The following is a 26,970-nucleotide window of genomic DNA, read 5'->3' as shown; positions in this document are numbered from 1 at the left end:
CAGTCACTCATTACCAGGAGCAGACCATGCAGGTGATTTCTGTTATTTCGACAAAAGGTGGCGTGGGTAAAACAACCATTGCAGCCAACCTAGGAAGTTTCGTTGCCGATGCAGGATTGCGCGTACTCCTACTCGATCTCGATATGCAGCCTACGCTGTCCTCTTACTATGAGATGCTGAGCCCCGCCCCTGGCGGCATCTATGAGCTACTGGCATTCAACGAGCAGGACTTGGGAAAGATTGTCTCTCGTACCACCATTGATCGTCTGGACCTTGTGCTATCCAACGATGAACACCGGCATTTGCACACGCTGCTGCTTCACGCTCCGGACGGCAGGCTGAGGCTGCACAACTTATTGCCTGTATTCCAGCCACACTACGACCTCGTTGTTATTGATACGCAGGGAGCACGCACCGTCTTGCTGGAGATGGCATTACTGGCATCGCAACAAGCCATTTCGCCTGTCACGCCAGAAATACTCGCCGCTCGGGAGCTACGTCGGGGAACCTTGCAACTGATCGCAGACATCGCGCCTTATCGTAATCTGGGCATTACACCTCCACCGCTACACCTGCTGATCAATCGCGTGCCTGCCGTGTCGTCCAATGCCCGTATGATCCAGAAAACCTTGCGCCTGATTTTTCAGGAGCAAGCGGGCATCCACATTCTGGACACCGAGATACCCGCAATTGAAGCGTTTCCCCGTGCAGCGACTCGTGGTCTGCCGGCACATCGCGTTGAGCGTATCAGGCCTTATGGTCGCCAGACCCGCTCTGCGCGAGAAATCATGTGCAGTCTGGCAACCGAATTGCTGCCCCAGTGGCGTGAGCAGTTCGCACTGGTCACAGGAAAAACCAGCGGAGGGCATGCCCATGTCAAATGCTCGTGAACTGGCTAAAGGCCACAAGCAACTACTACCGCTGATCGAATACGCACTGCAAGAAGGCTGGGAGGTTGTGCGTACCTCTGGTGGGCATTTGAAGTTCACCAAGCCCGGTATGCCACCGATCTTCACCAGTTCGACAGCTAGCGACTATCGTGCCGGGCGTAATGCGCGCGCCTTACTACGGCGAACACAACACCAGTTTGCTACTGACGAATCCTCTCCTGACAAGGGAGGCCACCATGCCTGATATTTCCGTACAAGACCTTGCCGGCAAACTTCTGAGCGAAGGCTTCACGAGCAAAGCACCCATTGCAGAGGTGTTGAGCGCACCTATTGCAGAAACTGCAATGGTTATCACGCTCGATGAGCTATCACCGTATGAGCTTGATCCACGACTAACGCGCAACCCGCTCTACGACGAGATCAAAGCCTCAATACGCGAGCGCGGACTCGACTCACCGCCCTCCATCACTCAGCGCCCAGGGGCAAAGGGCTATATCATTCGCAACGGAGGCAATACCAGACTCTCGATCCTGCGCGAACTCTGGACTGAGACCAGAGACGAACGCTTTTTCCGCATTCCATGCCTGTTCCGCCCATGGCCGGAACGCGGTGAAATCATCGCATTAACGGGGCATCTGGCTGAGAACGAGCTGCACGGTGGCCTGTCATTTATTGAACGTGCCCTGGGCGTCAATAAAGCACGGGAGCTTTATGAAGAAGAGACCGGGAAATCACTGTCACAGTCAGAGCTGGCCCGCCGACTCAAGGCCGATGGCTACCCTGTCCCCCAGCCCCATATCAGTCGCATGCAAGAGGCCATTCAATACTTGCTTCCGGCCATCCCTACTGTGCTTTATGCCGGGCTGGGAAGGCATCAGGTAGAGCAGTTGACCAGCCTGCGGCGTGCTGCTGAACGGGCCTGGTCCGTTCGCAGCACCAACACACACCACCACATCGACTTCACCACCTTGTTCCAGGATGTGTTGGTGATGTTCGACAGCACACCGGGCAATTTCAGTGTCCAGCGCGTACAGGATGAGTTGATTGGACAAATGGCCGATCTGCTGGAGATGGAATACGACACGCTGGCATTCGAGATCACCGACACCGATCGGCGTTGGCAGTTACTCAGCAATGAAACACCATCGGCTGAGCCTGGGGCATCGACGCTGCAAGAGAAGACGCCATTACCCGTCACGCCGCCCGGCGTGACATCGGAATCCACGTCGCCCAGGAACATCGAGCCATCAACGACCAGCAAGGCGTCTACACAACCGGCATCGCCCCCGTCTGAACCTGTTGGCCGCACCTCACAAGACAAATCTGCGGCAGGAAACGACGGGCATGCCACGCTACTGCAACAGCATGTTGTTTCTCCTGCTGGCACAACCGAACGGCTGCAGTCGATTCAGCGACTGGTCGCCGGCCATACTGGCGAGACCCTGCCGGACTTCGAACGCAATGTCTTGCAATCCATCCCTATCCAGGCCGATAGCCTGTATCCGATCACCGATATCTGGCACATTGAGGCATCACTGGATGAACCTTCTCGACTACGCACCCATATTGCGCAGTTTGCCGCAGAAATCGCCCATGAAGTCGGCGCGCAAGATGCTATTGAGCCATACGAAAATGGCATCGGATTCAGTTGCAAATGCGCCGATGACCGTGTCAACACAGATACGTCAGCATCCATGGTGCTGGCGCTGCTGCACGCTCTGAGCGCCCCCTATCTGCCCGCCACACATCCGTTTTCAGATACCGCGTCTTCAATCCGGTTTGGGCTACTTGGGCATTTGTTGCAGGGGATACTGGACGCGAGCAATGACGCCAACGATGCACCACAGCGGCTCAATGACAGCGCACTGGTGAAGCTGTTCCGATTGCTACGGCTGACCCGCAGGCTGATCGACATTGAGAACGGCACACAGGATGACGGCGACGTCATTCCCGGATCATGAGGAGCACAGCCATGACCGGTCCACACCCTCTCAATCAGGCTGTCATCGCACAGGCACTGCATGATCTGCGCAATGGCCAATTGCGCAGAGCCAAGTCCATGGGATTCGATGACACCGACCTTGACGCACTGAAACATCCTGCCATGGCGAGCGTGCTGGCCAACGCCAACGTGTCCTGGTGCTCCGTCGTGGTCAACCGAGATGTGCTGCGTCGCCTCCTGCATCAGGTCGACGATGTAACCGAGGAAGTCGCCAGAATCGACCGGCTTTTGCGCCTGGGTGCCAGTACCGAACTTATCAGCAAGTTCTTCGGGCTCACCCATCAGGAAATCGCGTTGCGCCGCAGTGTGATCGGATTGCCAAAAAGGAAAGGTCGCCATCCGGTTCTGACCGAAGAGCAGGATACCAATCTGTGGCACCGCTGGTCTGCTGCAGTCAAGTCACAAAAAGTGGCACTCAATGACGATATGGCTATGCTGGATATCGCAGCGGAACTTGCCGAAGCCACGGATCTGCCGCTGTCCGTTATCTGGAGTGCCATACGCAGATGGATTGATGAAGGGCAGACCAGATGACGGGTGGCCAGCCACGCACAAACGGCCCCATCCGGCTGAATGAGTTGTTCGACCAGGCTTTCTCCCGTCTGCAACCGCAATCTGCGAAACCGGTTCAATCCGCCTCATCGCCTGCGGCAACGGATGGTTTCCTCTTTAGCGGCAACCACCACGACAGTGTGCCACGGGCACTACTGATGGACGGGCGACTCACCCCGCTTGAACGCAACGGCTGGCAAGTTTTCCGGTTGATGCTCGCAGAAGATGGTATCACCGCGATGCCAACGTACGATCAGCTCGCCCCCTGGCTCGCTTCCATGCCGTGTGCGGCCAAAGCGTCTCACGAAACAGTCGCACGCACCCTGACGATGCTGCGCCTGACCCGATGGATCAGCCTGGTCAGACGCAGACGTGATCCACGAACAGGCCGCATTCTGGGCAACCTCTATGTCCTGCATGATGAGCCACTCACACCCTATGAGGCAATCCAGCTTGACGCCGACTACCTGGCGCTGGTCAGCCAGTCTCTGGTTCATGCCAGCAAATCTGTCCAGCGTGTCGGCATGTATACGCTACAGGAGATGTCCCAGGACTCGATGCTCAGCGACCAGGTACTGCCAACCCGATTGCAGGTGCTGACGCAGCGTCTGGCCGCACAGGACTGGCGCATGGATTCACGTTACCCACAGGATATGAACGATCACAATTCCGAAGAAGGGATAACGCCCCCTCTTCGGAATAATGGCGACCTAACTTCGGATTCCAAATCAGGCCTGAGCGCCAGCAAAATCAACCCACTTCGGAATCCGAAGAGCATAAGTACAGTACATATAAAAGAAAATAATAAAAAAATACTTACAGTACCGCGTGCGCAAGAACTTGGAATGCTGAGTTTCCCGGAACGTTTTATGGCACTCAAGGCTGAGCAGCAATCCGGTGCACTGGCCGCATTACAGTCGGTTGAACCCAGTTTGCACCAATCCGTCCTTGACGAATGGGATGCACGGTGCACGACAACCAGCATTCGAAATCCTGCGGGCTATCTGTTTGGCATTATCCAGAAAGCCCTGCGTGGTGATTTCCGAGCGTGGGCTGGGCAGAAGGACAACACACAAACAACGCCTGCCACCACACCACGTGAAGCACCTCCTCCACCGCAGCCGCCTGCGGCAAACAGAGATGTCGCACTGGCCCATCTGGCACGGCTGCGCAAATTGCTGGATACCCCCTGAATTCGACATGTCCACAATCATCCATAGTTGTCTATACCCTGGGTATAGCTGCATACATAGCCTTCCAGACGAGATGCACAGACTCACGCAGAAATAGCCATGCATCGTCCACTGACGTCCACCGTCGCCTATACCCCGGGTATAGCTGCACACACAGCCTTCCCTCACAGGCCGTCCGGCGCTTCGCAAAACAGGCTGACCAGCAGTGCGGTTTCATGACTGACGGCCTTCCCGTTGCAGCCGAAGCTGACGACTCGTTTCACTACGGAGAGTCATCACCATGGCCAACGAAAACAATGCCACTGAATCCTTGCAATTGAACCTGGGGTCATTGCGCAGTGCAATGTCACTGACCCTGCATACTCACCACGCATCGCGTATCTGGCACGGACGCGCAGCCGCAGAAGGCAAACCCGGCATCGTCGGCTTGAACGGATTTGTCTCCATCATGAACAAGCTCAAGCGCGGGGCCGAGCAGGATGATCCCTACTCGGACTGGTGGATGTTGCGTATCGAAGACAAGCTGGCGCTCACCAAAGAACAGCTCCAGAGCTTGCGCCAACAAGTGGATCAGGCACTGGCAGACGTACCGTCCGCGCTAAGCCTTGGAGAAAACATGAATGTGCAACCCGTCAAGCTGCCACTGTTCGTCTCCTCGCAACTGGGCTTTATGGCGGTCTATTTACTGGCCGACTACGACGATCTTGCCCGCCGCCTGATCCTGGCCCACCACACCGCATTGATCGACCGATCAACTCTCGAACGCTGGCTTAACGACGGTGCCCATGCCCTGCGCAGTCTCTTCAGTCTGGCACAGCAATACCGCTACTCCGGCACCCAGCGTGACGACTTTGCCGCCAACAATGCCGCAGCCCGTGCCGCAGTGGAAAAGTTCGGAGAACTGCCGCAGGACGTACTCGAAGGCACGCGCCGTTCACGCTTCGCACCACCTTTGATCCGGCGTGGACAAACGCATATGGCGTACTCAGGCACCACGAATCCCCCCCCCTCACACGAGGACGAGCCTGCGGATGCCCCTGCCAGCGCCAGCGAAAAGCCAACCGGAGGTGCACAAAATAGCGAGGATGACCACGCATGAGCGCATCGACACGTTTCACCCTGCTGGAACAGACCGCCTTCCAGCAGTTGGAACATGCAGGCTACCTAAAAGGCCTTTTAAAACCTTTTAAAGGTAAAGGGGCACTCGAAGTCTGGGCCAGCCAATGCGAGGCACTGCGCGACGACCTGATCGTGCTGGCGCAGCGGCAGGTTCTGGCGCAGGCACGCAGCCATCCCTTCAACCTGCTACCGACGCAACTGGCCCAGCAAACCACTGGCGCAGGCACCACTTTTCTGCGCTGGCGCAACCTCGACCGTAGCAGCATGGGCGTGGCCCTGTGGCAAGAGATGATGGTCAACCCGGCCACGCCACTCGGACTCATCAGCGATTTACATGCAATAGAAGTCCAGCGAGCCGTGCTGAACATGCAGATTAGCCTGTTGCACACACTTACACGCCAGGCCAGGGACTGCGCCAGCAAACTGGTTCATGCCGACGAAGTTTATCTGCGCCGGACAGGCCATCAGGCAGATCTGAGCCAGCCACATCCAGGTGAAGACCGCATGAAATATCCGGCATCGGCACAACGCCGTTGACGGTTTCCGCCTGCATTGTCTTTCCAGTGCGGGCCTTTCACATCAAGCAGGAGTCATCAATATGAGTACACATTTCAGCGGCGAGGGAAATATCGGCTCTGCGCCAGAGTTCCACGAATATCCCAACGGTAACGAAGAACCACGTCGGGTGCTGCGCCTGAACGTTTACTTCGACAACCCCGTCCCCGGCAAGAGCGGTGCCTTTGAAGATCGCGGCGGCTTCTGGCGGCCGGTTGACTGGTGGCATCGTGACGCGGAGCAATTCGCCGAGCTGTTCCAGAAAGGCATGCGAGTCGTGGTCAGCGGACGTGTAGAGCGAGATGACTGGACCGATGAGAACAACAATCCGCGTACGACTTATCGAGTCAATGCACGCAGTGTTGGTATCCTCCCTTACCGGATCGAGGCTATCATCCTGAGCCCCAAGCCGGGGGCCGCAGATCCAGTGTCTCAGGCCGAATAACACATTGCACTTCAGGACGATCACCGACAGCGGTCGTCCCCTATTCCACTGAGGTCTATTGCGTTTCGCGCGCTCCAGCACAAGAAGTTGGCTGCGTAAACGAGCAGTGCCCAGTGTAGGCCTTTCTCGACACCGAAGCCGCCGCAGGCGCACTCTTGATACACCTTCAGCCTGGATGCGAATGGTGTGCCATTCACCGATGATTGGCATCAAACTCGAAAATCAAATACGTTGGCTCGCAATCCGCATTCTTTATCATTTTAAACTCTCCAGCCGGGAATACTCGACGGCATGATTCACGTGCCGAGAGAATTCTATGAGGCTATTTCTGTGCGAGAAGCCCTCTCAGGGCAAAGATATCGGACGTGTACTGGGGGCCACCCAAAGAGGTAATGGCTGCCTCGCAGGTTCAGGTATCACCGTAACCTGGTGCATTGGTCATCTCGTTGAGGCCGCCCCCCCAGAAACCTATGGCGAGCAGTACAAACGCTGGTCTATCGAGCAGTTGCCCATTATCCCTGAGCGCTGGCGTGTCGAAGTCAAATCAAAGACCGCTTCGCAATTCAACGTCGTCAAAGACCTTCTGAGCAAGGCCACTGAGCTAGTCATCGCGACGGATGCTGACCGGGAGGGCGAGTTGATCGCACGCGAGATCATCGAACTGTGCGGTTATCGCGGCCCTATCCAGAGGCTCTGGTTATCGGCACTCAATGACGCGTCGATCCGCAAAGCACTGGCAGCGCTCAGACCATCAGGCGAAACTCTGCCGATGTACTTCTCGGCCCTGGCCCGTTCCCGCGCAGACTGGCTGATCGGCATGAACCTCAGTCGCCTGTTCACCGTCATGGGGCGGCGGGCCGGTTACGACGGCGTACTCTCCGTTGGCCGGGTACAAACCCCAACGCTGAAACTGGTTGTCGATCGCGACCGCGAGATCGCTCGCTTTGTCTCAGTGCCGTTCTGGACAGTCGAGACCGTGCTATCAAGCGCAGGTCAATCTTTCACTGCAGGCTGGCTGGCACCAGATACAGCAACAGACGATGCGGGCCGTTGTCTGCAGGAGCCCCTAGCCCGACAAGCGGCCGAACGCATGCGTATTGCTGGCAGCGCACAGGTCACGTCTGTCGAGACGGAACGCCTGCGTGAAGGCCCACCGTTACCCTTCGATCTGGGCACTCTGCAGGAAATCTGTTCCAAACAACTGGGCCTGGATGTGCAGGAAACCCTGGAAATCGCCCAGGCACTGTACGAGACTCACAAAGCCACGACGTACCCGCGCTCAGATTCCGGCTACCTGCCTGAAAGCATGTTCGCCGAGGTGCCGGTGGTACTCGACAGTCTTCTCAAAACCGATCCAGGCCTGAGGCCGATCGTTGACCAGCTAGACCGCAATCAGCGATCGCGTGCCTGGAACGACAGCAAAGTCACGGCGCACCACGGCATCATCCCCACACTCGAACCCGCTAATCTCACGGCGATGAGCGACAAAGAGCAGGCAGTCTATAAACTGATCCGTGCCCACTATCTGGCGCAGTTTCTGCCGCAACATGAATTCGACCGTACCACCGCGCGCCTGTCATGCACGGGCGAAACACTGCAAGCGGTCGGCAAGCAGATCGTCGTCATCGGGTGGCGACAGGTGCTCACTGAACCCAGGCCAGATGAGGATGGCGAGACCACACTACGCAGCCAGGTTCTGCCAGCGCTGCATGAAGGATTGTCCTGCCAGATAACTGGCATCGACTGTAAAGCACTCAAGACATCGCCGCCACGTCCTTATACCCAGGGCGAACTGGTCAAGGCGATGAAGGGGGTAGCCAAACTGGTCTCAGATCCGCGCCTCAAACAAAAGCTGAAGGACACCACGGGTATCGGCACTGAGGCAACTCGCGCCAATATCATCAAAGGGTTACTTGACCGTGGCTACCTGCTGAAGAAAAGCCGTTCAGTACGCGCCTCCGATGCGGCCTTTACACTCATCGACGCCGTTCCCGGTGCCATTGCCGACCCAGGCATGACTGCTATCTGGGAACAGGCGCTGGACATGATCGAAGCCGGTCAGCTCACACTCGATGTCTTTATCGACAAGCAGTCAGCCTGGATCACGCAATTGGTGCAGCAGTATCGAGGAGCATCGCTGTCTATCAAGGTGCCACAGGGACCCGCATGCCCCGAATGCGGCACCGCTATGCGTCAACGCACCGGCAAGAGCGGGCCATTCTGGTCTTGTCCTCGTTACCCCGACTGCAAAGGCTCTCAGCCTATCGACAGTGGTAAACACAAACGCGCCATGCCGCGCAAGCGTAGCCGCAGTTCCCGGGAGCCCTGAGTCGCTCTGAACCCAAAGAGCCATGTCACGTCTTCTGTGATGACATGGCCTCACCCCCCGCGCCCGTGCGGGAATCCCGGCGCGCCAGTCTTCTGCTAAACCGTGCGCACCTCGCCATGCTCCGGCAGCGAGGCAAGAAGGCAACTCATCCATGGACGCACCAGACGCGTTCCCCCTTATCCGGTTCTTCCGCCCTCCATGAAGGGTTTCCTGATGCTTTGTTTGATAGGCCAGACATCAGGAAACCCTTCGGGGATGACGGTATTCATTGCCGCGCCCAACGGCGAAAAACTGGGTTCCCTTTGTGTGTGGATACATGCCAGAGGATTCCGGCCACAACCACGATAACGGCCGGGTGCGATTGCTGCGACAGCGAACGGTTTTGACGACGACTGCATCCTGAAACAGCCCACAGGTGGTTTCTTCCTACCGAGTCGGAGGCCAGCAGGTCCCCGACACTTTTTCTCCTGATTTACGACATATCCGGTTGGGCCTGTGGCCTTGAACCAAACAAACAGGAGACACAATGAGCACACAACCCCTACCCCATGCACTGCAGTTCGGCAGTGTTTGCAGCGGAATTGAAGCCGTCAGCCTGGCCTGGGAACCACTCGGTATGAAAGCCGCCTGGTTCTCGGAAATCGATCCCTTTCCGTGTGCCCTACTCGCACACCGCTACCCCCATGTCCCCAATCTCGGCGACATGACGCGCATCGCCAACCAGGTACGCGTTGGTGAGGTCATCGCCCCGGACATTCTTGTTGGCGGAACGCCTTGCCAGGCATTCAGCATCGCCGGCGCGCGACGGGGGCTGAACGACCCTCGCGGTGCCTTAACCCTCAGCTACGTGGAGCTTGCCAATGCCATCGACCAAACCCGTATCAAAAACCATCAGCCCCCCGCCACGCTCGTCTGGGAAAACGTCCCCGGCGTGCTCAGTGATCGATCTAACGCCTTTGGTTGCCTGCTGGGCGCACTGGCCGGAGAAAGCCATGCGCTCAAACCACCAGGGTCCAAATGGGCGCACGCAGGTCACGTGTCTGGACCCCACCGGCGCATTGCGTGGCGGGTTCTCGATGCCCAATATTTCGGTGTCGCCCAGCGTCGCAAGCGCGTGTTTCTTGTGGCAAGTGGTCGAGACGACCTCGATCCCTGCGAAGTACTTTTTGAGCGCGACAGCGTGCGCGGGAATTCTTCAGCGGGCAGCTCGCCGTGGCAAGAAGCTGCCCGCGCTGCTGGAGCAGGCCCTGCGACAGCAAGCGACTATGCCGGACTGAGCCCCTATGGCAAGGTGGTCACGACATTCAGCTTCGGCGGTGGTACAGGGCCAGTCAACGTGGCTGCCTGTCTGATGGCCGCTGGAGCCAAACACGATATCTGCACCGAAAACTTCCTGGTTCAGTCGGTAGCTGGCCCCCTCAGCCATACACCGAACACGGCAAATTATGGCAAAGACTATCGGGAAAATGGCAACGACAAATCTATCCCGATGATTGCCTTTACTGCCCAGGACTACGGTGCGGATGCCGTAAAAGGCGTGACGCCCACTTTGCGGACCCGGGCCTGGCCTGCCATCGCCTTTGCACAGAACGGGCGCGGCGAACTGCGCCTGGAATCGGGTCATGGCCAGATCGCTGGCACGCTGCTCGCCAGCGGCGGAAAACCCGGTCAAGGCATGCCAACCGTGTTCAGCGCCACGCGATGCGGCAACGACAAGGACCCTGTACTGACGCAGAACCTGGAAACACATCTTCATTACACGCCACGCAAACCAGACGAACAATGTTGGCCGCAATGGCGGGTCAGGCGGTTGATGCCGATCGAATGCGAACGTCTGCAGGGCATGCCCGATGACTGGACACAGGTGCCGTACCGTGGCAAACCGGCGGCCGACACGCCTCGCTACAAAGCCATTGGCAACTCAATGGCCGTGACCTGTGTGGCATGGTTGGGGCAGCGTCTGCTCGGAGCCATGCAACAGTCCAGGTAACACCGTTTCTATAAGACAGGAGCGTGTTGTTTGTTGTTCATCGCGCTCCCTGTAAAGCGTCTTTCTACCATACGCGACACCAATACGGACGAATCCTGATGCGTTTTGTTCCACGCATACGGACCGTTATCGCGCCATGCTGCATACATGTTCGCTGGCGTAGCCGGCAGCATCCCAGGCGGTCCAGGCCATCAAGACCGCGGCACGCTGATAGCGTGTTGGCTTTCGCCATCACCAGAGCGCTTAGCGTCCATTTATTCCACCCACAGGGCTCTCCTCCCTTGTGGCTGGGGAGCTCCTTTTTTTTGGAGACTTTCCCATGGATCATCAAACCATTCGCAATCAGATGCAGTCATTGGTGCGTGACCACGTTCCTTCCAATGCCCGCAGCTTCAAGTTCAACATTTTTGACGGCCAGCCCAAGGTTTCGACACTGGGCTTTCACATTGATCCCAAGCCTTTTGAAGGAAAGATCATCGCCAGGACTGAGGATGCCATTGTCGTCAAGACGGGCCGAATCGAGTTCGCCGTGCTTGACCGGACGCTCGTGACCGAAGATCCAGACGAAGGAGCCAAGGTGCAGGTCGAACCCTATGCCCGGCATCGCTTCGACGGTCTTCGCGCAGATACACCCGAAGAGCGCACCGAATACACCTCTGATGGCAAGCCCTACAAGCTTCAGACGTATGTACTCGGCTCCGCACCCGCCAGGCTTCCGATCCCGCAACCCCGCAGCCCGGAGTTACAGGAACTGATCAGGCAACTGGAGGAACTGCCGGCACCGGATGGTTTTCGTCGGATTACGCACCTGCTGGTTGATGCGGGTGCACGGGATTTCACCTGGGTCGATCCGCTGCCCAAGGACATCATCGCTACACCACCGGCTATCAGCTTCAACACCAACACGGCGAAATTCAATGGCCGCGTCACTGTGCAATACGAACGCGCCGATGACCTCTATGCCGTAGTGCTGAGCCACGATGGAGAGTTGGTTGAACGGGTTGACGGTGTGTTCTTCGATACCCTCGGAGACGTACTGTTCAGGCTGATCGACGATGGCAGTTGGCGTCGCATACGTGTGCGCACCATTCAAAAGCCGCTGCGACGCAAGTCATGACGCTACAGACAACCCGTCTATACGGTGGGTTATCTGACCAGCATCGTTTACTTATCGCACCTCGACTGGATACGCACCAATCCCCCGCCCCGGACAACGGTTCTTTACTGTGTTGCCCGGCATACCATCCTCTCAGGAGTAACGTGTATGACTTTACGCTTCAAAGGAGCCGAATTGCGGCCCATCATCGCAGAGGCTGTTGCCAATCAGTGCCGCATTATCCTGGTCAAGGACCACGGTGTTTACTGGCTTGCCGAGCATGGTGAACGCCATCCTGATGGGCGTCAAAAGTTAATCGCCTATGCGGTTGGCTGCAACCCTGATGTTGCGCCCTTTGACGACTGGTGGGAGCGTTCACGCGCCGAGTTCGGTGGCGATGATTTTGGTGAGTTTTTCGAACCTGGCGACAGGGTGTTTACCGGCATCCTGGATGGTGCTGGTGATCTCGAAGTGTCCGCTACCGCAACACAGATTTTCCTGCAAGTTGTCGCGACAAGCCCCGATAGCAACTGAGCCTCGTCCTCCATAGCCCCCTCATGGGGGCTTCTTTCCTCTCGCGCCAACACCTCCACCGCTGACACGCATTCGTCTCAGCCCACTACAGGCCATTCCACCAGCGATACCCTGGAGACGCCCACATGCGCGACCCGTTCAAGATTGACTCCCCGACCTGCATCAGTTTTTCCGGTGGCCGCACCAGTGCCTATATGCTGTGGCGCGTTTTACAGGCCAACGGCGGCCTGCCTGCCGATACCGTAGTCTGCTTCGCCAACACGGGCAAAGAAGTAGAAGCTACCCTGCGCTTCGTGCGTGACTGCGCCACGCATTGGAAAACCCCTATCCACTGGCTCGAATATCAGGACGCTGCACCAGGGTTCAAGCGGGTCGATTTCACGACTGCCAGCCGTCAGGGTGAGCCTTTCGAGGCGTTGATCCGTAAACGCCAATACCTGCCCAACCCTGTTGCTCGCGGCTGCACCACCAGCCTGAAAATTCGGCCGATGCATAAATACCTGCGCAGTCTCGGTTGGACAGAATGGGATCAATTCATTGGCATCCGCGCCGACGAGCAACGGCGTGTCGCCAAAATTCGGGCGCGCGGTCACTCTACGGAATCAAGCCATGAAATGATGTGCATGCCATTGGCCGATGCAAACATCAGCGTATACGAGGTCAGTGCGTTCTGGCAGGCGCAGCCTTTCGATCTGGAACTGTTGACCGTGAAAGGCCGCACACTCGAAGGCAACTGTGATTTGTGCTTCCTCAAGCCACAAGGACAGCGCCTGGCCCTCATCAAGGCCAGACCGGAAGCAGCCATATGGTGGATTCGTATGGAATCACTGAACCTGGCCAACAAGCCCAGTGGCACACGGTTTCGTGTTGATGGCCCCAGCTATGCCGATCTGGCACGATTTGCCGCAAACCAGGGTGATCTGTTCGATTCAACCGAAGATGCGGTGGCCTGTTTTTGCGGTGATTAAATCGCGCCGCAGGGAAACCTGATTGTCTTGGGTCTGTACTGATCAGGTGCCACTTTGGATAACGACTAGGGCAGCAACAACTGCTCCTGAGTTTTGCCCGCTGCAAGCGCCTCCTTGAACCAATTCGGCTGCTTGCCTCGACCACTCCAGGTCAGACTTGGGTTGTCGGGATGTGCATATTTGGGAGCCACAGGATTTTTTACCCGAGGACTTGGCTTTGAGTTCGGGAAGACCTGCTCCAGCTCCAGATTTTCACCTTCCAGCAACTGCAGAATTTTCTCGCGAACGGCCTTGACTCGTTCACGTTCTCCCTTGACCAGTTGATCCTGTGCGGATGCGATCAGGTCCTTCAATTCGGCTGCGGACAGCGCCTGCAAATCAATCGACATTATTTCTCCCTCCGTGGGTGATGCAGAAACTCGTTAAGTACGCGTTTGTACCACGACAGCCATTTCCAGAGGAATGGCATCTCGAAAATAGGGAACGACTCCGGTTCATATTTCTCGTCGCGCCGTCATTGAAGCGCGGGCAGTCTGTCGGCATGTTTTGCTGACGTTGTCAGCGACATGCCACGCAACCACGGTCTCCAAGGTTGCGGTGCGGCAAAAACCGCATGACCGAGCCAGTTCGCCCAGCATCCTCACGCGAACGACTACCGGTTTATACCGGTAGTGGATGCATCCGCCTTATCAACCCATCGCGGGGTGACACACCCTCGCCATAGGGCCTGGTGTGTCTCCGCTTCATTTTCAATGGAGATTTCACCATGAGCCATTCTACCTCAGGCGAAAAAGCCTATTTCGATCTGCACACCGAAGGGTACGGTCGTCTGCAGCGTGTGCGGGAAGTTCCCGTACGCGGTGGCCGACGTGCTCAGCCCTTTCTGGCTTGCACCATCGCCGCGTTGGTCGGCTCTGTCAAAGAACCGGTCACCCGCTATTTTGACGTCAAGGTCTCAGGTGCCGAGGCTAAAAAACTGGTCGAACACTACGTCGGCATGGATGATCCAAAGCAGCGCCCGATGGTCAAGTTCCGGCTGGGGGATCTGTGGAGTGATGCATTCATCCGCCCCAGCGGTGAACGCAAGGGTGAGCCAGCAGCCAGCCTCAAGGGGCGACTCCTGAAGGCTGAACTGATCGACCCTGCCACACTGGCGGCTATCGAACAGTACGAACTGATCACTCGGGGCATTGGCTACCTCAATCGACCCAAAGACGTTACACCGAAGGAGGGTGACCCATTCCTCGCGTGCACCATTGGTGCTCTGGCCGGGCCTGTTGAAGAGCCGGAATACCGGTACATCAACACCATCGTGACCGCGCCGGAGGCTCAACATCTGGTACGCCGTTGCGTGCAGGCCATCGAGGCTGAGCGCAAGGTATTGGTGGCCTTTCGTCTCAACGACATGAAAGCCGATCCGTACCTTCGCACGAAGGGCGAGCATGCCGGCGAGCCGGCTGCGAGTCTGGAGTCCAGATTGATCCATATTGGTCTGATCAAGATCGATGGCCAATTGGTCTATCCCACTGCCAACCAGCCCCCCTCTTCTGGGCACGCTACGGTGGCATCCACTGTGTCAGAAAGCCCTGATAACAGCGCGGATATGCCTTCTACGACGTCCGGTACAGCCGGGCCTGAAGCGCAATCCTCGGTAGAAGAAGAGCCCGCTCTCGTCACTTCACTCTAAGCCGATCGGCAAGACCTCACATTGGGGTCTTGTCTCTTTTTCCAAGGTTATCGGTAGTACAACGCATCCCAGGAGATTATCCATGGCTACAGCAGCCGTTCAATCCGCTCCCCCCATCATCGTTAGCGGCCAACTCGCAATCCGCACAATATCCGGTCGTAACGGCCGGTTCACAGTCGGTCGTCTCACCACACACCTTGGGTTGTTCCATGTCAAAGATCCCGAACTGGAGCAGTATCCCGAGGGGAAGTATGAGGGTGAATTTGCGATTCGATATATTTATCCGAAAGCCTATCCTGTCGGCGACGGCATGCGATTCGAGATCCGGGCCAACCTGGATGGCATGACCTTGTCTGGTATCGACAAACTCAGCAAAGCAGAGGCTCGCGCCTTCGCCACGCAGGATGTCGATCCGCTTGATGAGGAATCGGATACACAACCCGTTCCCACGCCAACCGCAATGCCCAACTCCAAGGCCAGGCCGGCCCCTGTGCAAGCCTCCAAGGACCCACTGATCGACACCACGCCATTCGGCGTCGATGCGCCTTCCGCTACGGTGGCAGCCTCGGGCAATCCCGATAGTGACGACACCACATTGTTCGGCATCCTCTGGCCGCTGGGTGAGTCGGTAAAGCTGGACTCGACCATTGACCGTCGCACCTTGCGCCTGCAGATCGGGCGGCTGAACCAGTTGGGCTATGCGTTCGACGCTACGGCCCAGCAGTGGAACCGCCAGTCTGAATCTCTGGCGACCTGATTCATACAGCTACCGCTATTGCGTTTTTCCCACCCGCCGGGGTCTTCCCCGCAGGGGAGGTTCCCGGTCCTTTCATTTCAGGAGCCTCACCATGAGTCGGCACTATTTCACGACCTTCTACAAGGGTCTTCCCACCCCCCTCTACCTCGGCTGGGATCGCCCAATGCAGTACTTCTTTCTCGTCATTGAGAAACCGGAAGAACAGATCGAGGAAGACACGTGTGACGAACACGACATCTATCTGTACAGCAACCTGCAAGAACGTGATCCATTTGGCCATGGCCTGGATTACTACCGTGCCGTGTTGCAGCGTTTTCAGATCACTGTGCCTGAGAGCATGTTCACCGAAGTTCTGCGTGATGCCGAAAACAATGTCGGCAACCGTGTAGTCATTCATCAAGCTGACGGTTCGTTCGCTGAGCGTGAAGGCTGAACGGCTCACGCACTTTCATCCCCTTGGGGCAACATTGCCCTACAGGCAGCGTTGCCCCTCAGTGTTATTGAGGACACCACCATGCCCGAATCTTCATTACCGCAACCGTTGTTCCGTATCGACGAATGCACTGACCTGATGGTCGATGCCTGCGTCTGCCGCGAGAATGGCGATCTGGTCTTTGTCTCAATCTGGGCGCGGGATACTGCCGTCCAGCAATTTATCGCCCGTCTCACACTCGGTCGCGATGAGGATGGATTGAACCAGTTTCACCTCATCACAGAACACGGCGGCTCCGTGCCTGTGTTCATCCCCTCGGTCGAGCGCCTTGAAAAACGCCTGACCCGCAACTATCGCCGCACGCTGTTTGGATCGCTCACCAATCTGTGGCTGTTCGACCAACGCTGCATCTGCCCTGACAAGAGCACAGCCAGCGCACTGGCGCTACTACCGCGATCTGCCGCTGAACCCACTGTTCGCTTGTGGCAACTCGTCAAAGACACATGTCCGCTGCCACTGCTCGACCACTGGCAAATGCCAGTGCTGGAGTTGCTGCGCAGCCGCGACATGATCCATGAGCTACCGGTCGCCCTAGGGCCGCTGCGGGGCTTTCGCCTTGGACTGGACGTGCCAGCACTCACCGACGCGCTGGGCGAGCTTATTCGTAACGGCGCTCTCACGGCCTATCCCTATCCGTCACAGATCTGCACATCACAAGCGGCGGTCTGACCATTCCACAACAGGCGCACCTTACCAGGCACCTGCACTTTCTTTCATCACCGCCAGACAGGAGATTCCTATGGCACTCATGTTTCCCCGGCTCGCCAGAAATTTTGCCAAAAATGGCTATTACCCTACCGATGAGTCTACGCTTGAACGGACACTCGCCGCACTGGCACCCAGCGATGAGCCCATGTGCATTATTGATCCTTGTGCCGGCGAAGGCGTTGCGATTGCCGAAACCGCCCATGCCCTCGGGCTTGCTCACACCCGGTCGTACGCTGTCGAATACGATCAGGAGCGCGCCAGTCATGCACGGTTGTTGGTCGAACACTGTATCCAGGCCGATTTGATGGACACCATCATTTCGCGTCAGGCATTCGGCTTGCTTTGGCTCAACCCACCGTACGGCGACTTATCCAGAGATGCCAACGGCAATATCGGCTACGACGGTAAAGGCCGGCCCCGACTGGAAAAGTTGTTCTACCAGCGGACGCTGCCCCTGCTGCAGTACCACGGCATTCTCGTTTTCATCATTCCGTCCTATGTGCTCGACCAGGAAATGGTGGGCTGGCTTACGCGCCACTTCGCCGACCTGCGTGTCTTCCGTGCGGTAGATACACAGTTCAAACAAGTGGTGCTGTTTGGTCGTCGCGTTCGCCAGCGCGATCTGGCGAGTGAAGACGTGAAGTCCACCCACACCCGATTGTTGCAAATCGGGCAGGGAGAACAGGAAGCAGCGGAATTGCCGTCCAAGTGGACATCATTGCCGTATGTCGTTCCAAGCGCCCAGGCTGAACCCGAGCATTTTTATCGCATCAGCATGGAGCCGATGCAGTTCGCCGAAGAAGTACAACGCCTGCGAGGTTTGTGGCCAGCGTTCGAGACTCACCTCGGTGCCGCGCAGCAGTCGCTGCGTGCGCCTGCTCGTGCGTTATCTGAATGGCACCTGGCATTAGCCCTGGCGGCGGGTGCTATCTCCGGTGTCGTGCAGTCCCCAAGCGGTCGCACGCTTGCAGTCAAGGGGGATACCTACAAGCAAAAAGCGACGAGCACCGAGTATTGCGAACGCGATGACGGCTCCATCGCCGAAACGCGCATTCTCACCGATAAGTTCGTGCCCGTCATCAGAGCATGGGACCTGTCTCCTGACTCAGCCACGCTGGGACAGATTCTCACCATCCATTAATCCCCACTGGGGTAACTGCCCCCGCGATCTTCTGGTCTCTGAACCCGAGTTCAACGCCAGTCCATTTCACTCACCCACCGGGGTCATGACACCCCACTGGGCATGCCATGACCCCTTGTTTATTCAAGGAGCTATCTCATGGCAATCGAGGCACTTTTTCTCAGCACTGTGACCAAACTGCGCTTTTCACCAGGGGCAATCATCATGACCTCCGGCATCGCCAATCTGGTCGAACAAGGGCATCTCAATCCAGCCGCTTATCTGAACCGCCATCTCTGCGGCGACTGGGGAGAACTGGGGGAGAATGACCGACGGCAGAATGACCACGCGCTCGCGTCAGGCGAAGACCGTTTATTTTCCTCGTATCAGGTCAACCCTAATCTGAAAATCTGGATCATTACTGAGTGGGATCGCAGCGTTACTACGCTGTTGTTACCCAGCGAATACTGACCTTCCAAAAGGCGGCGCTACGGCGTCCACTTTTCTTCCCCCAGGGGCATACATCGCCCCTGGGGTGGTGCATGCCCCATTTTTTGGAGCATCTCCATGACCATGCAAATCGAAGCGGCATCTGCCGTCACTCACTCATCTGCAACAGACGATCTGTTCGACCCTGCGAACGACGAACTCTCCATCAGCATGCAGGATTTTGTCAGCGAGTTCGGGGATGAATTGCTCGATTCTCTCAATCGGGCTAATCCACCGGTCTACAACGGCGTGCCACGTGTAAACCGACAACGTATTCTGGCCAATCTCAAGAGACAGTTGTTCCCCGCCCAGGCTGAGGTCGTGCATGCAGCGGCCGAGTTGCTCGTCAATCAGGGCGAGCGTGCGGCCATCGTCAATGGTGAGATGGGGACGGGAAAAACCACCGTCGGCATCGCGCTGGCGGCGGTGCTCAATGCGGAGGGCTATCGCCGCACTCTCGTCCTCAGCCCGCCACACCTGGTCTACAAATGGCGCAGGGAAATTCTCGAAACCGTCACAGGGGCCACAGTCTGGGTGCTCAACGGCCCGGACACGCTGCTCAAACTGATCAAGCTGCGCGAGCAACTGAATGTGCCAGCCGATGGACAGGAATTTTTCATCATTGGCCGTGTGCGCATGCGCATGGGATTCCACTGGAAGCCCGCGTTCTTTCGCAAGCGCACCCGTCACGGCACAGTTGGGCTTTGTCCACACTGCGGCACCATGGTTCGCAATCTTGATGGCGAACCGGTCAGCGCACTGGAACTCGACGCGGAGGAAGTACGTCGCAAGTGTAGTTTTTGCGAGAGTGCCCTCTGGACACTGATGCGACCACGTAGTTTGTCAGGCAGCGATCAATCCGCAGCGGTACTGCGGGCGCTGAAACGTATTCCAACCATAGGTGAAGCCACTGCGGCCAAGCTGATGAAGACCTTCGGCGATTCATTCCTGGCATCGATGCTGGGGGATAACTTCCACCAGTTCATCAACCTGATGGACAACCGAGGGGAATTGGTCTTTTCAGACAGGCAGGCTCAGCGCATGGAACGCGCCATGTCGAGTATGGAGTTCGGCTTCGGTGAAGGCGGTTATCAACCCAGCGAATTTGTGAAGCGGTATCTGCCGCAAAGCACGTTCGATTTGCTCATCGCCGACGAAGCCCACGAGTACAAGACAGGCAGTTCCGCGCAAGGTCAGGCCATGGGTGTTATTGCGGCCAAAACCCGCAAAACGCTGCTGCTCACCGGCACGCTGATGGGAGGCTACGCTTCCGATTTGTTCTATCTGCTGTTCCGGGCGCTGCCCAGACGTATGATCGAAGACGGCTACCGACCAAGTGCCAGCGGCAGTATGAACGCTGCAGCCATGGCATTCATGCGGGAGCACGGCGTCCTCAAGGATATCTATTCCGAGAGCGATGGTCCGTCCCACAAGACCGCCAAAGGCTCGAAGGTTACCGTCAGGACAGTCAAAGCGCCGGGATTCGGCCCCAAAGGTGTACTGCGCTGCGTTCTGCCCTTCACGATTTTCCTCAAGCTCCGGGATATTGGTGGCGTACTGCCCCCGTATGACGAAGAGTTCAGGGAAGTCGAGATGGACGCTGAGCAAAGTGATACCTACAGCAAGCTCGCTGCCAGCCTGACGACTCAGCTCAAGGAAGCCCTGCGAAAGCGGGACACCACCTTACTGGGCGTGGTGCTCAATGTGCTGCTGGCCTGGTCTGACTGCTGCTTTCGTGCTGAAACCGTGCGCCATCCACGTACGCGAGAAATACTGGCTTTCACCCCGGCCCAGTTCAATGAGCTGCAGGTGATGCCCAAGGAGCGGGAACTGATCGACATCTGCAAACAGGAGAAAGCAGAAGGTCGCAAGACTCTGATCTATTCCGTTTACACCGGTACGCGGGACACCACCAGCAGGCTGAAGATGTTGCTGGAGCAAGAGGGCTTCAAGGTAGCGGTACTGCGTGCGAGCGTAGATGCCAGCCGACGCGAAGACTGGATTGCCGAACAACTCGACAGAGGGATTGATGTCCTCATCACCAACCCCGAGCTGGTCAAAACGGGGCTGGATCTTCTGGAGTTCCCAACGATTGTGTTCATGCAATCTGGGTACAACGTGTACACGCTGCAGCAGGCCGCACGTCGTTCCTGGCGTATCGGACAAAAGCAGCCTGTGAAGGTGATCTACCTGGGGTATACGGCAACGTCGCAGATGACCTGCCTAGCTCTGATGGCGAAGAAAATTCTGGTCTCTCAGAGCACGTCGGGAGACGTGCCTGAATCAGGGCTGGATGTGCTTAATCAAGATGGTGACTCGGTCGAAGTCGCCCTGGCCCGACAGCTTGTCGCGGCCTGATGTTGCTGTCTGCCGGCGTCCCACAAGGACGTCGGCTTTTTCACATGACACGTCGCGCTGTGGCAGTGAAAACAGCCCAGAGACGGCGAGCTTTTCGTCATAGCAGCTCATTCCTTCACGCACCATCCAAAATAAAAAAGGCACAACTCAGGTGCAAAGGAAGATGCTCCGCTTTCAACCCATTGCCATTGCGGATGTTCGAATGTGTAGGGTGAGGAGCTTTTATGCACGATATAGCAGCTCTCACCCGAAGGTTTTGAGCGGGAGAATTTATTGTTTGCCGCTTTGCTTCACCCCCTTGTATTCTCGCTTAGAGACCCCATAAGATCGTAAATCACTCGCACGCAATGATACGGATGTCTCAAGGAGATCAAGTGGGAAAACAAGAAAACGCTAAGGTTGCCACTGGCCGTTACAACACAGATGAGGTCACAAAACGTGTTGTCTGGACCCAATCTGCGGGCCATTGTGAGCTTTGCGGAACGGATCTTATGCACGACTATCGTGCAGGAAAGCCAATGAGGTGGGGCGAGGTGGCCCATATTTTACCGGCTAGTCCCAAGGGACCTAGGGGTCGCGATGATCATGACGAGACGAAGGCTGAGTCGCTTACCAGCGACACAGCAAACCTCATGCTTCTCTGCCCAACCTGTCACGACAAGATCGATCGCGATGCTGATGGATATCCAGAAAACGACCTGAGCGGGCTTCATCAGGCTTATTTAGAACGTGTCCGGCTGGCAGCAACCACTCCTGACGGTGGAAGAGCTATTCCAGTAATTGTACAAAGCCAGCATTTCGCGACAATTAACGATATCCCTGTTCGTGATCTATTGGTTGCCATGTCCTCAGAGGGACTGACTGCATTTGATCACCCCATAAAGATCACTTTTCCTGCTCCAAGCCATCGGGGTCGGGACACCCATTACTGGCAGAGTATCCAGGATAGCGTTCAGCACCAATTAGAACATCAGCTAACGCGTCGTGGCGGAACCTATGGTGATGCTCCTACGTTGGCAGTAGTGGGCTTGGCAGACATCCCTGCGCTGATAATGCTGGGACAATCCTTAGGTGATCGATCCAAGCGCCTACTCTTCTCATACAGCCGAGAACATCAGCTACGTTGGCCAAATCAGTCAGTTGAACCACCAAAATTTCTGTTCAGCCCCCCTATGGATGGAGAGGGGCCGCTTGCTCTGGTGCTGTCTATTTCCGCTCAGGTTCCACCTCGCGATGTCGAAGAGGCACTGCCTGGTGCGCGTATCGCAGAGTTGACTATACCCGAACCCAGTTACGCGATGGTTCAGAATCGTCGCGTGATACACGCGTTTCGCGACGCGCTACAAACACACTTAAGCCAGCTAGAGGCCATGACTGCAGACACAATCCATGTGTTTGCAGCGATTCCCGCTGCTTTGGCAATTGAGTTCGGTGCCTTGCTCACCACGCAACACCAACACGCTTACCTGATTTTCGATCGAGATAAAGACAACCACAACAGGTTCACGCCAACACTACATTTGGGCCACCAAGCCCAGGAGGTTCGTTGATGTCCATAAGCAATGAACAAACCAAGCGCGGGAGCTGGGAGCACTTTCTGCTCCGTGCCGCGAGGGAGATCTCACTGTCGGAAGCACAGTACGAGAAGATCAACGATCGATACTCCCAACTGGAGCGGATTCTCAACGCATCCGACAATCCACTACTGGCGGAAGCACATATTTTTGTCCAAGGCTCCATGCGCCTGAAGACGACGATTAAACCCGTTTCTGGAGCCCCAGAGGATCTAGACACCATCGATGCGGACGCCATTATTTGGCTCCCCCATGCCCAAGGGGCTGGAGCTCAAGAAGTTCTTGATGCTATTGAGGAGCGCTTCAAGGCTGGCAGCCGCGTCCAGGAAGAAATCAAACAGCTACGTCGGGGCATCCGGATCATCTATGCCGATGAGAACCCCGGATTCCATATCGATGTCACACCGGCGCGTGCCATCAATGGGAATTCTCAGAGCAATGGCGAAGGTAAGCTGGAAGTGCCGGATCGGGTAATTGGCTGGAAGGCGAGTAGCCCGATCCCCTACTCCAACTGGCTGCAAGTGGCTTCAAAACAGACGATTTCGTTGGAGCATCTGGTCGTCGCAAAAAGTCAACGCACCTTTGATGCTGCCACTCAGGATCCGCTGCCACAGTATGAGGACTACCTCGATCAAGACCCACTTCGGGCAACGATTAAGCTGCTGAAGCGACATCGAGATGAGTGGGCTATCCGCACCAAAAATGCAGACCATCGCCCGATTTCGGCTGTCATCACCACACTCGCTACCCACGCCTACCTTGACGTGGCGAAAGAATCTCAGTCGACGCCGTTAAGGCCACTGGACGCCATCCTCGAAATCGTCCGGAGGATGACGGATCATATTAAACACCGAGGGAACGAATGCTTTGTCTGCAATCCAGCAGACAGCGGCGAGAATTTTGCTGAGAAATGGAATAGACCACTTGATGGGCAACGCTACCGCCGGGCATTCCAAGAGTGGCACGAGAATGCTAGCTCATCGGTGTCGCTGGGGCTTGAAAGCTTCGAGTCTGCCGAGGCTTTTGCCAAGGCAGTGAAGGAAAACTTTGGCATGGGCCCCACATTCATTTCGGCAGTGAACAGAGAAATCCCGTCCAACTGGACGATGCCTGGCCGCCCGGACGGAACCACCCGAAACTCCATGTCGATGGGCGCGCTGTTTGGTGGTTTGAGCGGAACAGCGAGCTCCCAAGAGGATGTGAAGCCAGTTGGGCGTCTTGGTTGATCACACCGATACGCTTCTGCAGCAGGGTATAGCCGCGCTGCGAGGCGCTCTTGGCGAAGATGCCGCACTGGCACTGCTTCAGCCCGTTGCCACACGGGCTGACGAAGCTGCGAGTTACAACTTTCCGTTGCCAGTGGACTATACGGGCGCGGAGAGACGTTTACGCATCGGCTTTCCGAGGAATTTCCCCCGCAGCGGGCTAAGGCTTACTGTCGAACCTTCGCCATGGCTTATATGGCCCCACGCAATGGAAGTCGATCTTTGCCTTCATGGCTTCCAGGAGCGCCCAGTGATGGGCACCCCCGAATATGTTGTATCAGATAGCCTGGCTCGATTACGCAAGATCGTTAACCTATCCCGAATGGGGTCATGCGCAGCTACCCGAGACGCCGAATTTCGGCGTGAAATCACGTCCTACTGGTCTAGGCAGCAGGGGCTGTCATTACAGAACCTAATTCTTCTCGATCGCCCCCAAACCGCCTCGAAGCTGTTTGCCCTAAGCGACCCTCGGCAAGCATTACCTTCTGGCCAGGAGACAGTTTGGCTCGCAACGGATCTGTCATCACTCAAAAAACACTGCAGGCGCACGATTGGACGTTCTCCAAGCATGCGTGCCCCGGAAACCCCTGGATTTTACGCGAAGCTTCAGAGTTATCCGAATCTACGTCTGCCTGTCCCTGAGTTGCTGCTTACATGGCTCATGCCGCACCTTACCCCTGGGGATAGCGCTCAGTTGTTAGCTTGGTTCAATGAGCATGGCTCGCTACCCAATCGTTGGATTGCTTTGGAACTTCCAGGAGATTCCAATGCTCCAATCTACTGCTTGAACGTTCGCGCATACGGCCCGCAGTTAGATAGAGGATCGAAGTTTTACCTGCGATCAGCGCGGCGTCGGCCTGCAGTTGCGGTCAATTATCCCCCAGTTCTGATCCGAGCAACGACGCTGGATGTGCTGGATCGGACAGAAATCTTGTCTCGTGACCTCAGTGGCGTAGCACAGAAACTTGAAGGAGCTCGCGTCGTTTGCGTTGGAGTAGGCTCATTGGGTAGCACCGTTGCCCTACAGTTGGCGCGTTCGGGGGTTGGCTATCTGACACTCATTGACCCGGACCACTTGGTCTCGGCAAATCTTGGCAGACATGTGCTCGGTGCCGATGACCTCGGTCTCCCAAAGGCCGAAGCGCTTCAGGAACAAATTCGCAAAGACCTGCCCACTACGGAAGTCACGGCGTTCGCCACCTTCGCCGAAGTGGTGATGTACAAGAATCCCGAGGTTTTTGATAAGGCGGATCTGGTGGTGATTACTACCGCAGACTGGCAGTCGGAGGTGGCGCTATGGGGGGCCAAGTCGAATGGTACCTCCTGGGGTTTACTCCAGGCTTGGAGTGAGCCTCATACGCAGGTAGGACATGCGCTCCTAGCGCCATCTGGTGTATTTGATGCTCGAGGCTTGTTCACAGACAACGGTGATTTTAAGCATAAGTTCACCGAGTGGCCGGAAGGTGGAATCGTCGCTCTTCCCGCCTGCGGGGAGAGTTTCATCCCAGGAGGCTCTCTTGGAATGGTGAACATTGCTTCGATGGTTTCTCAAACTGCATTACGAGTGTTGAGTGGAAACATCAATAGCCCGAGCTGGGTCAGCAGCATCAATAGGCCTAATGACGTGGTGACGCTGGGAGGTAAGTACCTTGGGCCTGATCTACCTGCCGGAATTCAGCAGGCTCAGTTGGAGCGCGACTGGCCGGAGACATTGGAGAGAGGTAAATGATGGCGATCGCCTGGCAATGGAGTTGGCCCGAGCTACACACTCCTCTGTTGGTATCGCAGAAGGTCGCGAACCTCCTGGAGAGCTATAGGCAGAAGCGCTTTGAAGTAGAGCGTGGGGGCCAGCTATTCGTCGACCCCTCAAGCACTACCGGACTGGTACTCGCCTTGGCGACTCCCCCTCATAAAGATGATCGAGCAGGCAGGACTTGGCTAGACTTGAATGCTCATCGCTGCCGAAAGGAAATTGAGCAGGCCAATGCTGTAGGACTCCGCTTGGTGGGGTACTGGCATACGCACCCACAAACCATTCCTATGATCTCCCCCACTGATATCGGGAGTTTTTCTCGGTTTGCCGCGCACTACACCCAAGAGCTGCCGCACCCGATGGCAATCATTGTGGGCAGCTCTAGTAGTAGTGACGGAATAAAGGCTTGGTCCTTCAGGGATGGACGGTATGTTGAAGCCGCCTGGGGGCGCTGGTCGGATTAACCGTTACGTGCTTCTGCCAACATAAGAGCGAAAAGCTCCCCCTGAAACCGTGCGTCGTCTAGCGCATTATGGCTGGGTACACTTATGGGGTTGAACCGAGCAGTCATCTGGGAGGATTTGGTTTCCTTCCAGGAGCATCCGGTAAGCCCCATGTAATACGCCTTCATGTCGATTGCGGTAAACCCAAAGGGGTTCATCCTAGAATACTTATGGAAATAGTAATTGATGAAGGACCAGTCAAATGGAGCATTAAGCCCCACGAAAATGACTTTCTGCCCTGCTGGGCACACCTGAGTCAGCCATTGCTCAAGCTTGAGCATCGCCACCTGCGGGGGAAGTCCTTCACTTTCGAGCGTACAGAGGTCAAGGCCCGTTACAGCCACGGCTTCCGGATCGTGCTTTAGGCCATCAGGCTGAAGCTCGAGATAGATTGACTGAACTGGATCCGAGACAAGGCAAGCACCTATGGAAAGGAGGCTATAAATGCCCGGTATCGGTCCAGAAGTCTCGACATCGACAGAAACATAAAGCTCATCACTCATCATTTTTCCTCTTAAATTTCGGAGAGAATTTGGGGGGAGCTCCCGAAGCTTCATAGCCACTCAATGGCCGTTTTAACTGATAACTGA

The 26,970-nt window shown here is 56.5% G+C and carries 26 protein-coding genes; 24 read left to right on the top strand and 2 right to left on the bottom strand.

Translation table 11 applies throughout. The features are described from left to right. Positions 1-26: 26 nt before the first annotated feature. From I2D83_RS03005 to I2D83_RS02945, 13 genes are all read left to right on the top strand, one after another. On the top strand, positions 27-890 hold the full coding sequence (locus I2D83_RS03005) for a ParA family protein (protein ID WP_205947518.1): 864 nt from the start codon (positions 27-29) through the stop codon (positions 888-890). Then, complete coding sequence (locus tag I2D83_RS03000; protein ID WP_015730118.1) at positions 874-1,134, top strand: type II toxin-antitoxin system HicA family toxin; 261 nt, start codon at positions 874-876, stop codon at positions 1,132-1,134. The genes I2D83_RS03005 and I2D83_RS03000 overlap by 17 nt, the downstream gene beginning before the upstream one ends. Next, positions 1,127-2,851, top strand: coding sequence for a ParB family protein (locus tag I2D83_RS02995; protein WP_205947517.1), 1,725 nt, complete (start codon positions 1,127-1,129; stop codon positions 2,849-2,851). Before I2D83_RS03000 ends, I2D83_RS02995 begins: the two co-directional genes overlap by 8 nt. Positions 2,852-2,862: 11 nt before the next feature. Beyond that, positions 2,863-3,426: a DUF2857 domain-containing protein gene (locus I2D83_RS02990; RefSeq protein WP_205946736.1), complete on the top strand. Its 564-nt coding sequence runs from the start codon at positions 2,863-2,865 to the stop codon at positions 3,424-3,426. Further along, positions 3,423-4,637 (top strand): STY4528 family pathogenicity island replication protein, encoded by a 1,215-nt coding sequence (locus tag I2D83_RS02985; RefSeq protein ID WP_205947516.1) that lies wholly within the window; start codon positions 3,423-3,425, stop codon positions 4,635-4,637. The genes I2D83_RS02990 and I2D83_RS02985 overlap by 4 nt, the downstream gene beginning before the upstream one ends. A gap of 280 nt (positions 4,638-4,917) precedes the next feature. Beyond that, positions 4,918-5,736, top strand: coding sequence for a PFL_4669 family integrating conjugative element protein (locus tag I2D83_RS02980; protein WP_205947515.1), 819 nt, complete (start codon positions 4,918-4,920; stop codon positions 5,734-5,736). Further along, positions 5,733-6,293, top strand: coding sequence for a DUF3158 family protein (locus I2D83_RS02975; protein WP_205947514.1), 561 nt, complete (start codon positions 5,733-5,735; stop codon positions 6,291-6,293). Before I2D83_RS02980 ends, I2D83_RS02975 begins: the two co-directional genes overlap by 4 nt. Before the next feature lie 61 nt (positions 6,294-6,354). Next, complete coding sequence (locus tag I2D83_RS02970; protein WP_039551813.1) at positions 6,355-6,756, top strand: single-stranded DNA-binding protein; 402 nt, start codon at positions 6,355-6,357, stop codon at positions 6,754-6,756. 316 nt (positions 6,757-7,072) lie between these two features. Then, positions 7,073-9,085, top strand: coding sequence for a DNA topoisomerase III (locus tag I2D83_RS02965; protein ID WP_205947513.1), 2,013 nt, complete (start codon positions 7,073-7,075; stop codon positions 9,083-9,085). A gap of 526 nt (positions 9,086-9,611) precedes the next feature. Continuing rightward, positions 9,612-11,075, top strand: a complete 1,464-nt coding sequence (locus I2D83_RS02960; protein WP_205946740.1) for a DNA cytosine methyltransferase — start codon at positions 9,612-9,614, stop codon at positions 11,073-11,075. A gap of 319 nt (positions 11,076-11,394) precedes the next feature. Continuing rightward, positions 11,395-12,192: a GTPase gene (locus I2D83_RS02955; RefSeq protein WP_205946741.1), complete on the top strand. Its 798-nt coding sequence runs from the start codon at positions 11,395-11,397 to the stop codon at positions 12,190-12,192. A 147-nt stretch (positions 12,193-12,339) separates the two neighbouring features. Beyond that, a complete protein-coding gene (locus I2D83_RS02950; protein ID WP_015730106.1) occupies positions 12,340-12,705 on the top strand; it encodes a DUF3085 domain-containing protein in 366 nt (121 codons plus the stop codon). 125 nt (positions 12,706-12,830) lie between these two features. Continuing rightward, positions 12,831-13,673 (top strand): phosphoadenosine phosphosulfate reductase domain-containing protein, encoded by an 843-nt coding sequence (locus I2D83_RS02945; protein ID WP_205946742.1) that lies wholly within the window; start codon positions 12,831-12,833, stop codon positions 13,671-13,673. Positions 13,674-13,738: 65 nt separating this feature from the next. Here I2D83_RS02945 and I2D83_RS02940 read toward each other — a convergent pair whose 3' ends face one another. Beyond that, the gene (locus tag I2D83_RS02940) at positions 13,739-14,062 is read right to left on the bottom strand and encodes an H-NS histone family protein (RefSeq protein WP_205946743.1); all 324 of its coding nucleotides are present in this window, start codon (positions 14,060-14,062) and stop codon (positions 13,739-13,741) included. Between the two features lie 377 nt (positions 14,063-14,439). Between I2D83_RS02940 and I2D83_RS02935 the strand changes: the two genes are divergently transcribed. The 11 genes from I2D83_RS02935 to I2D83_RS02885 all read left to right on the top strand — a co-directional run bounded on the left by I2D83_RS02935 (position 14,440) and on the right by I2D83_RS02885 (position 26,341). Beyond that, the gene (locus I2D83_RS02935) at positions 14,440-15,360 is read left to right on the top strand and encodes a DUF3577 domain-containing protein (protein ID WP_205946744.1); all 921 of its coding nucleotides are present in this window, start codon (positions 14,440-14,442) and stop codon (positions 15,358-15,360) included. A gap of 82 nt (positions 15,361-15,442) precedes the next feature. Further along, positions 15,443-16,117: a DUF3275 family protein gene (locus I2D83_RS02930; RefSeq protein ID WP_205947512.1), complete on the top strand. Its 675-nt coding sequence runs from the start codon at positions 15,443-15,445 to the stop codon at positions 16,115-16,117. Positions 16,118-16,208: 91 nt separating this feature from the next. Next, entirely contained in the window at positions 16,209-16,550 is a 342-nt protein-coding gene (locus I2D83_RS02925; protein ID WP_039498878.1) for a hypothetical protein, read from the top strand. Between the two features lie 81 nt (positions 16,551-16,631). After that, positions 16,632-17,279 carry a hypothetical protein gene (locus I2D83_RS02920; protein WP_205947511.1) on the top strand — a complete coding sequence of 216 codons (648 nt, stop codon included), beginning with the start codon at positions 16,632-16,634 and terminating at the stop codon, positions 17,277-17,279. Positions 17,280-17,349: 70 nt separating this feature from the next. Continuing rightward, positions 17,350-18,459, top strand: a complete 1,110-nt coding sequence (locus I2D83_RS02915; protein ID WP_205947510.1) for a DUF6094 domain-containing protein — start codon at positions 17,350-17,352, stop codon at positions 18,457-18,459. Between the two features lie 138 nt (positions 18,460-18,597). Further along, positions 18,598-18,909 (top strand): plasmid related protein, encoded by a 312-nt coding sequence (locus I2D83_RS02910; protein ID WP_205947509.1) that lies wholly within the window; start codon positions 18,598-18,600, stop codon positions 18,907-18,909. A 96-nt stretch (positions 18,910-19,005) separates the two neighbouring features. Then, a complete protein-coding gene (locus I2D83_RS02905; protein ID WP_205947508.1) occupies positions 19,006-21,285 on the top strand; it encodes a helicase-related protein in 2,280 nt (759 codons plus the stop codon). Between the two features lie 374 nt (positions 21,286-21,659). Further along, positions 21,660-22,835 carry an SAVED domain-containing protein gene (locus tag I2D83_RS02900; RefSeq protein ID WP_205947507.1) on the top strand — a complete coding sequence of 392 codons (1,176 nt, stop codon included), beginning with the start codon at positions 21,660-21,662 and terminating at the stop codon, positions 22,833-22,835. Then, the gene (locus I2D83_RS02895) at positions 22,835-24,085 is read left to right on the top strand and encodes a nucleotidyltransferase domain-containing protein (RefSeq protein ID WP_205947506.1); all 1,251 of its coding nucleotides are present in this window, start codon (positions 22,835-22,837) and stop codon (positions 24,083-24,085) included. Before I2D83_RS02900 ends, I2D83_RS02895 begins: the two co-directional genes overlap by 1 nt. Positions 24,086-24,377: 292 nt before the next feature. Beyond that, positions 24,378-25,853 (top strand): ThiF family adenylyltransferase, encoded by a 1,476-nt coding sequence (locus I2D83_RS02890; protein WP_241007265.1) that lies wholly within the window; start codon positions 24,378-24,380, stop codon positions 25,851-25,853. After that, positions 25,850-26,341 (top strand): Mov34/MPN/PAD-1 family protein, encoded by a 492-nt coding sequence (locus tag I2D83_RS02885; RefSeq protein ID WP_205947505.1) that lies wholly within the window; start codon positions 25,850-25,852, stop codon positions 26,339-26,341. The genes I2D83_RS02890 and I2D83_RS02885 overlap by 4 nt, the downstream gene beginning before the upstream one ends. On the opposite strand, the gene I2D83_RS02880 is transcribed toward I2D83_RS02885, so the two are convergent. Continuing rightward, positions 26,338-26,886: a 3'-5' exonuclease gene (locus I2D83_RS02880; protein WP_205947504.1), complete on the bottom strand. Its 549-nt coding sequence runs from the start codon at positions 26,884-26,886 to the stop codon at positions 26,338-26,340. The two genes, I2D83_RS02885 and I2D83_RS02880, sit on opposite strands and share 4 nt — an antisense overlap. Between the last annotated feature and the right edge of the window lie 84 nt (positions 26,887-26,970).

Origin of the sequence: Pectobacterium aroidearum (genome assembly GCF_015689195.1) — a bacterium.
Classification (GTDB): domain Bacteria; phylum Pseudomonadota; class Gammaproteobacteria; order Enterobacterales; family Enterobacteriaceae; genus Pectobacterium; species Pectobacterium aroidearum.
Note: the sequence above shows the minus strand (reverse complement) of the source record. Positions and strands in the feature narration are given on the sequence as shown.

Coding starts and splice junctions, on each gene's coding strand:
- I2D83_RS03005 (WP_205947518.1), top strand. CDS start 27: ATGCAGGTGATTTCTGTTATTTCGACAAAAGGTGGCGTGGGTAAAACA.
- I2D83_RS03000 (WP_015730118.1), top strand. CDS start 874: ATGTCAAATGCTCGTGAACTGGCTAAAGGCCACAAGCAACTACTACCG.
- I2D83_RS02995 (WP_205947517.1), top strand. CDS start 1,127: ATGCCTGATATTTCCGTACAAGACCTTGCCGGCAAACTTCTGAGCGAA.
- I2D83_RS02990 (WP_205946736.1), top strand. CDS start 2,863: ATGACCGGTCCACACCCTCTCAATCAGGCTGTCATCGCACAGGCACTG.
- I2D83_RS02985 (WP_205947516.1), top strand. CDS start 3,423: ATGACGGGTGGCCAGCCACGCACAAACGGCCCCATCCGGCTGAATGAG.
- I2D83_RS02980 (WP_205947515.1), top strand. CDS start 4,918: ATGGCCAACGAAAACAATGCCACTGAATCCTTGCAATTGAACCTGGGG.
- I2D83_RS02975 (WP_205947514.1), top strand. CDS start 5,733: ATGAGCGCATCGACACGTTTCACCCTGCTGGAACAGACCGCCTTCCAG.
- I2D83_RS02970 (WP_039551813.1), top strand. CDS start 6,355: ATGAGTACACATTTCAGCGGCGAGGGAAATATCGGCTCTGCGCCAGAG.
- I2D83_RS02965 (WP_205947513.1), top strand. CDS start 7,073: ATGAGGCTATTTCTGTGCGAGAAGCCCTCTCAGGGCAAAGATATCGGA.
- I2D83_RS02960 (WP_205946740.1), top strand. CDS start 9,612: ATGAGCACACAACCCCTACCCCATGCACTGCAGTTCGGCAGTGTTTGC.
- I2D83_RS02955 (WP_205946741.1), top strand. CDS start 11,395: ATGGATCATCAAACCATTCGCAATCAGATGCAGTCATTGGTGCGTGAC.
- I2D83_RS02950 (WP_015730106.1), top strand. CDS start 12,340: ATGACTTTACGCTTCAAAGGAGCCGAATTGCGGCCCATCATCGCAGAG.
- I2D83_RS02945 (WP_205946742.1), top strand. CDS start 12,831: ATGCGCGACCCGTTCAAGATTGACTCCCCGACCTGCATCAGTTTTTCC.
- I2D83_RS02940 (WP_205946743.1), bottom strand. CDS start 14,062: ATGTCGATTGATTTGCAGGCGCTGTCCGCAGCCGAATTGAAGGACCTG.
- I2D83_RS02935 (WP_205946744.1), top strand. CDS start 14,440: ATGAGCCATTCTACCTCAGGCGAAAAAGCCTATTTCGATCTGCACACC.
- I2D83_RS02930 (WP_205947512.1), top strand. CDS start 15,443: ATGGCTACAGCAGCCGTTCAATCCGCTCCCCCCATCATCGTTAGCGGC.
- I2D83_RS02925 (WP_039498878.1), top strand. CDS start 16,209: ATGAGTCGGCACTATTTCACGACCTTCTACAAGGGTCTTCCCACCCCC.
- I2D83_RS02920 (WP_205947511.1), top strand. CDS start 16,632: ATGCCCGAATCTTCATTACCGCAACCGTTGTTCCGTATCGACGAATGC.
- I2D83_RS02915 (WP_205947510.1), top strand. CDS start 17,350: ATGGCACTCATGTTTCCCCGGCTCGCCAGAAATTTTGCCAAAAATGGC.
- I2D83_RS02910 (WP_205947509.1), top strand. CDS start 18,598: ATGGCAATCGAGGCACTTTTTCTCAGCACTGTGACCAAACTGCGCTTT.
- I2D83_RS02905 (WP_205947508.1), top strand. CDS start 19,006: ATGACCATGCAAATCGAAGCGGCATCTGCCGTCACTCACTCATCTGCA.
- I2D83_RS02895 (WP_205947506.1), top strand. CDS start 22,835: ATGTCCATAAGCAATGAACAAACCAAGCGCGGGAGCTGGGAGCACTTT.
- I2D83_RS02890 (WP_241007265.1), top strand. CDS start 24,378: ATGGGCACCCCCGAATATGTTGTATCAGATAGCCTGGCTCGATTACGC.
- I2D83_RS02885 (WP_205947505.1), top strand. CDS start 25,850: ATGATGGCGATCGCCTGGCAATGGAGTTGGCCCGAGCTACACACTCCT.
- I2D83_RS02880 (WP_205947504.1), bottom strand. CDS start 26,886: ATGATGAGTGATGAGCTTTATGTTTCTGTCGATGTCGAGACTTCTGGA.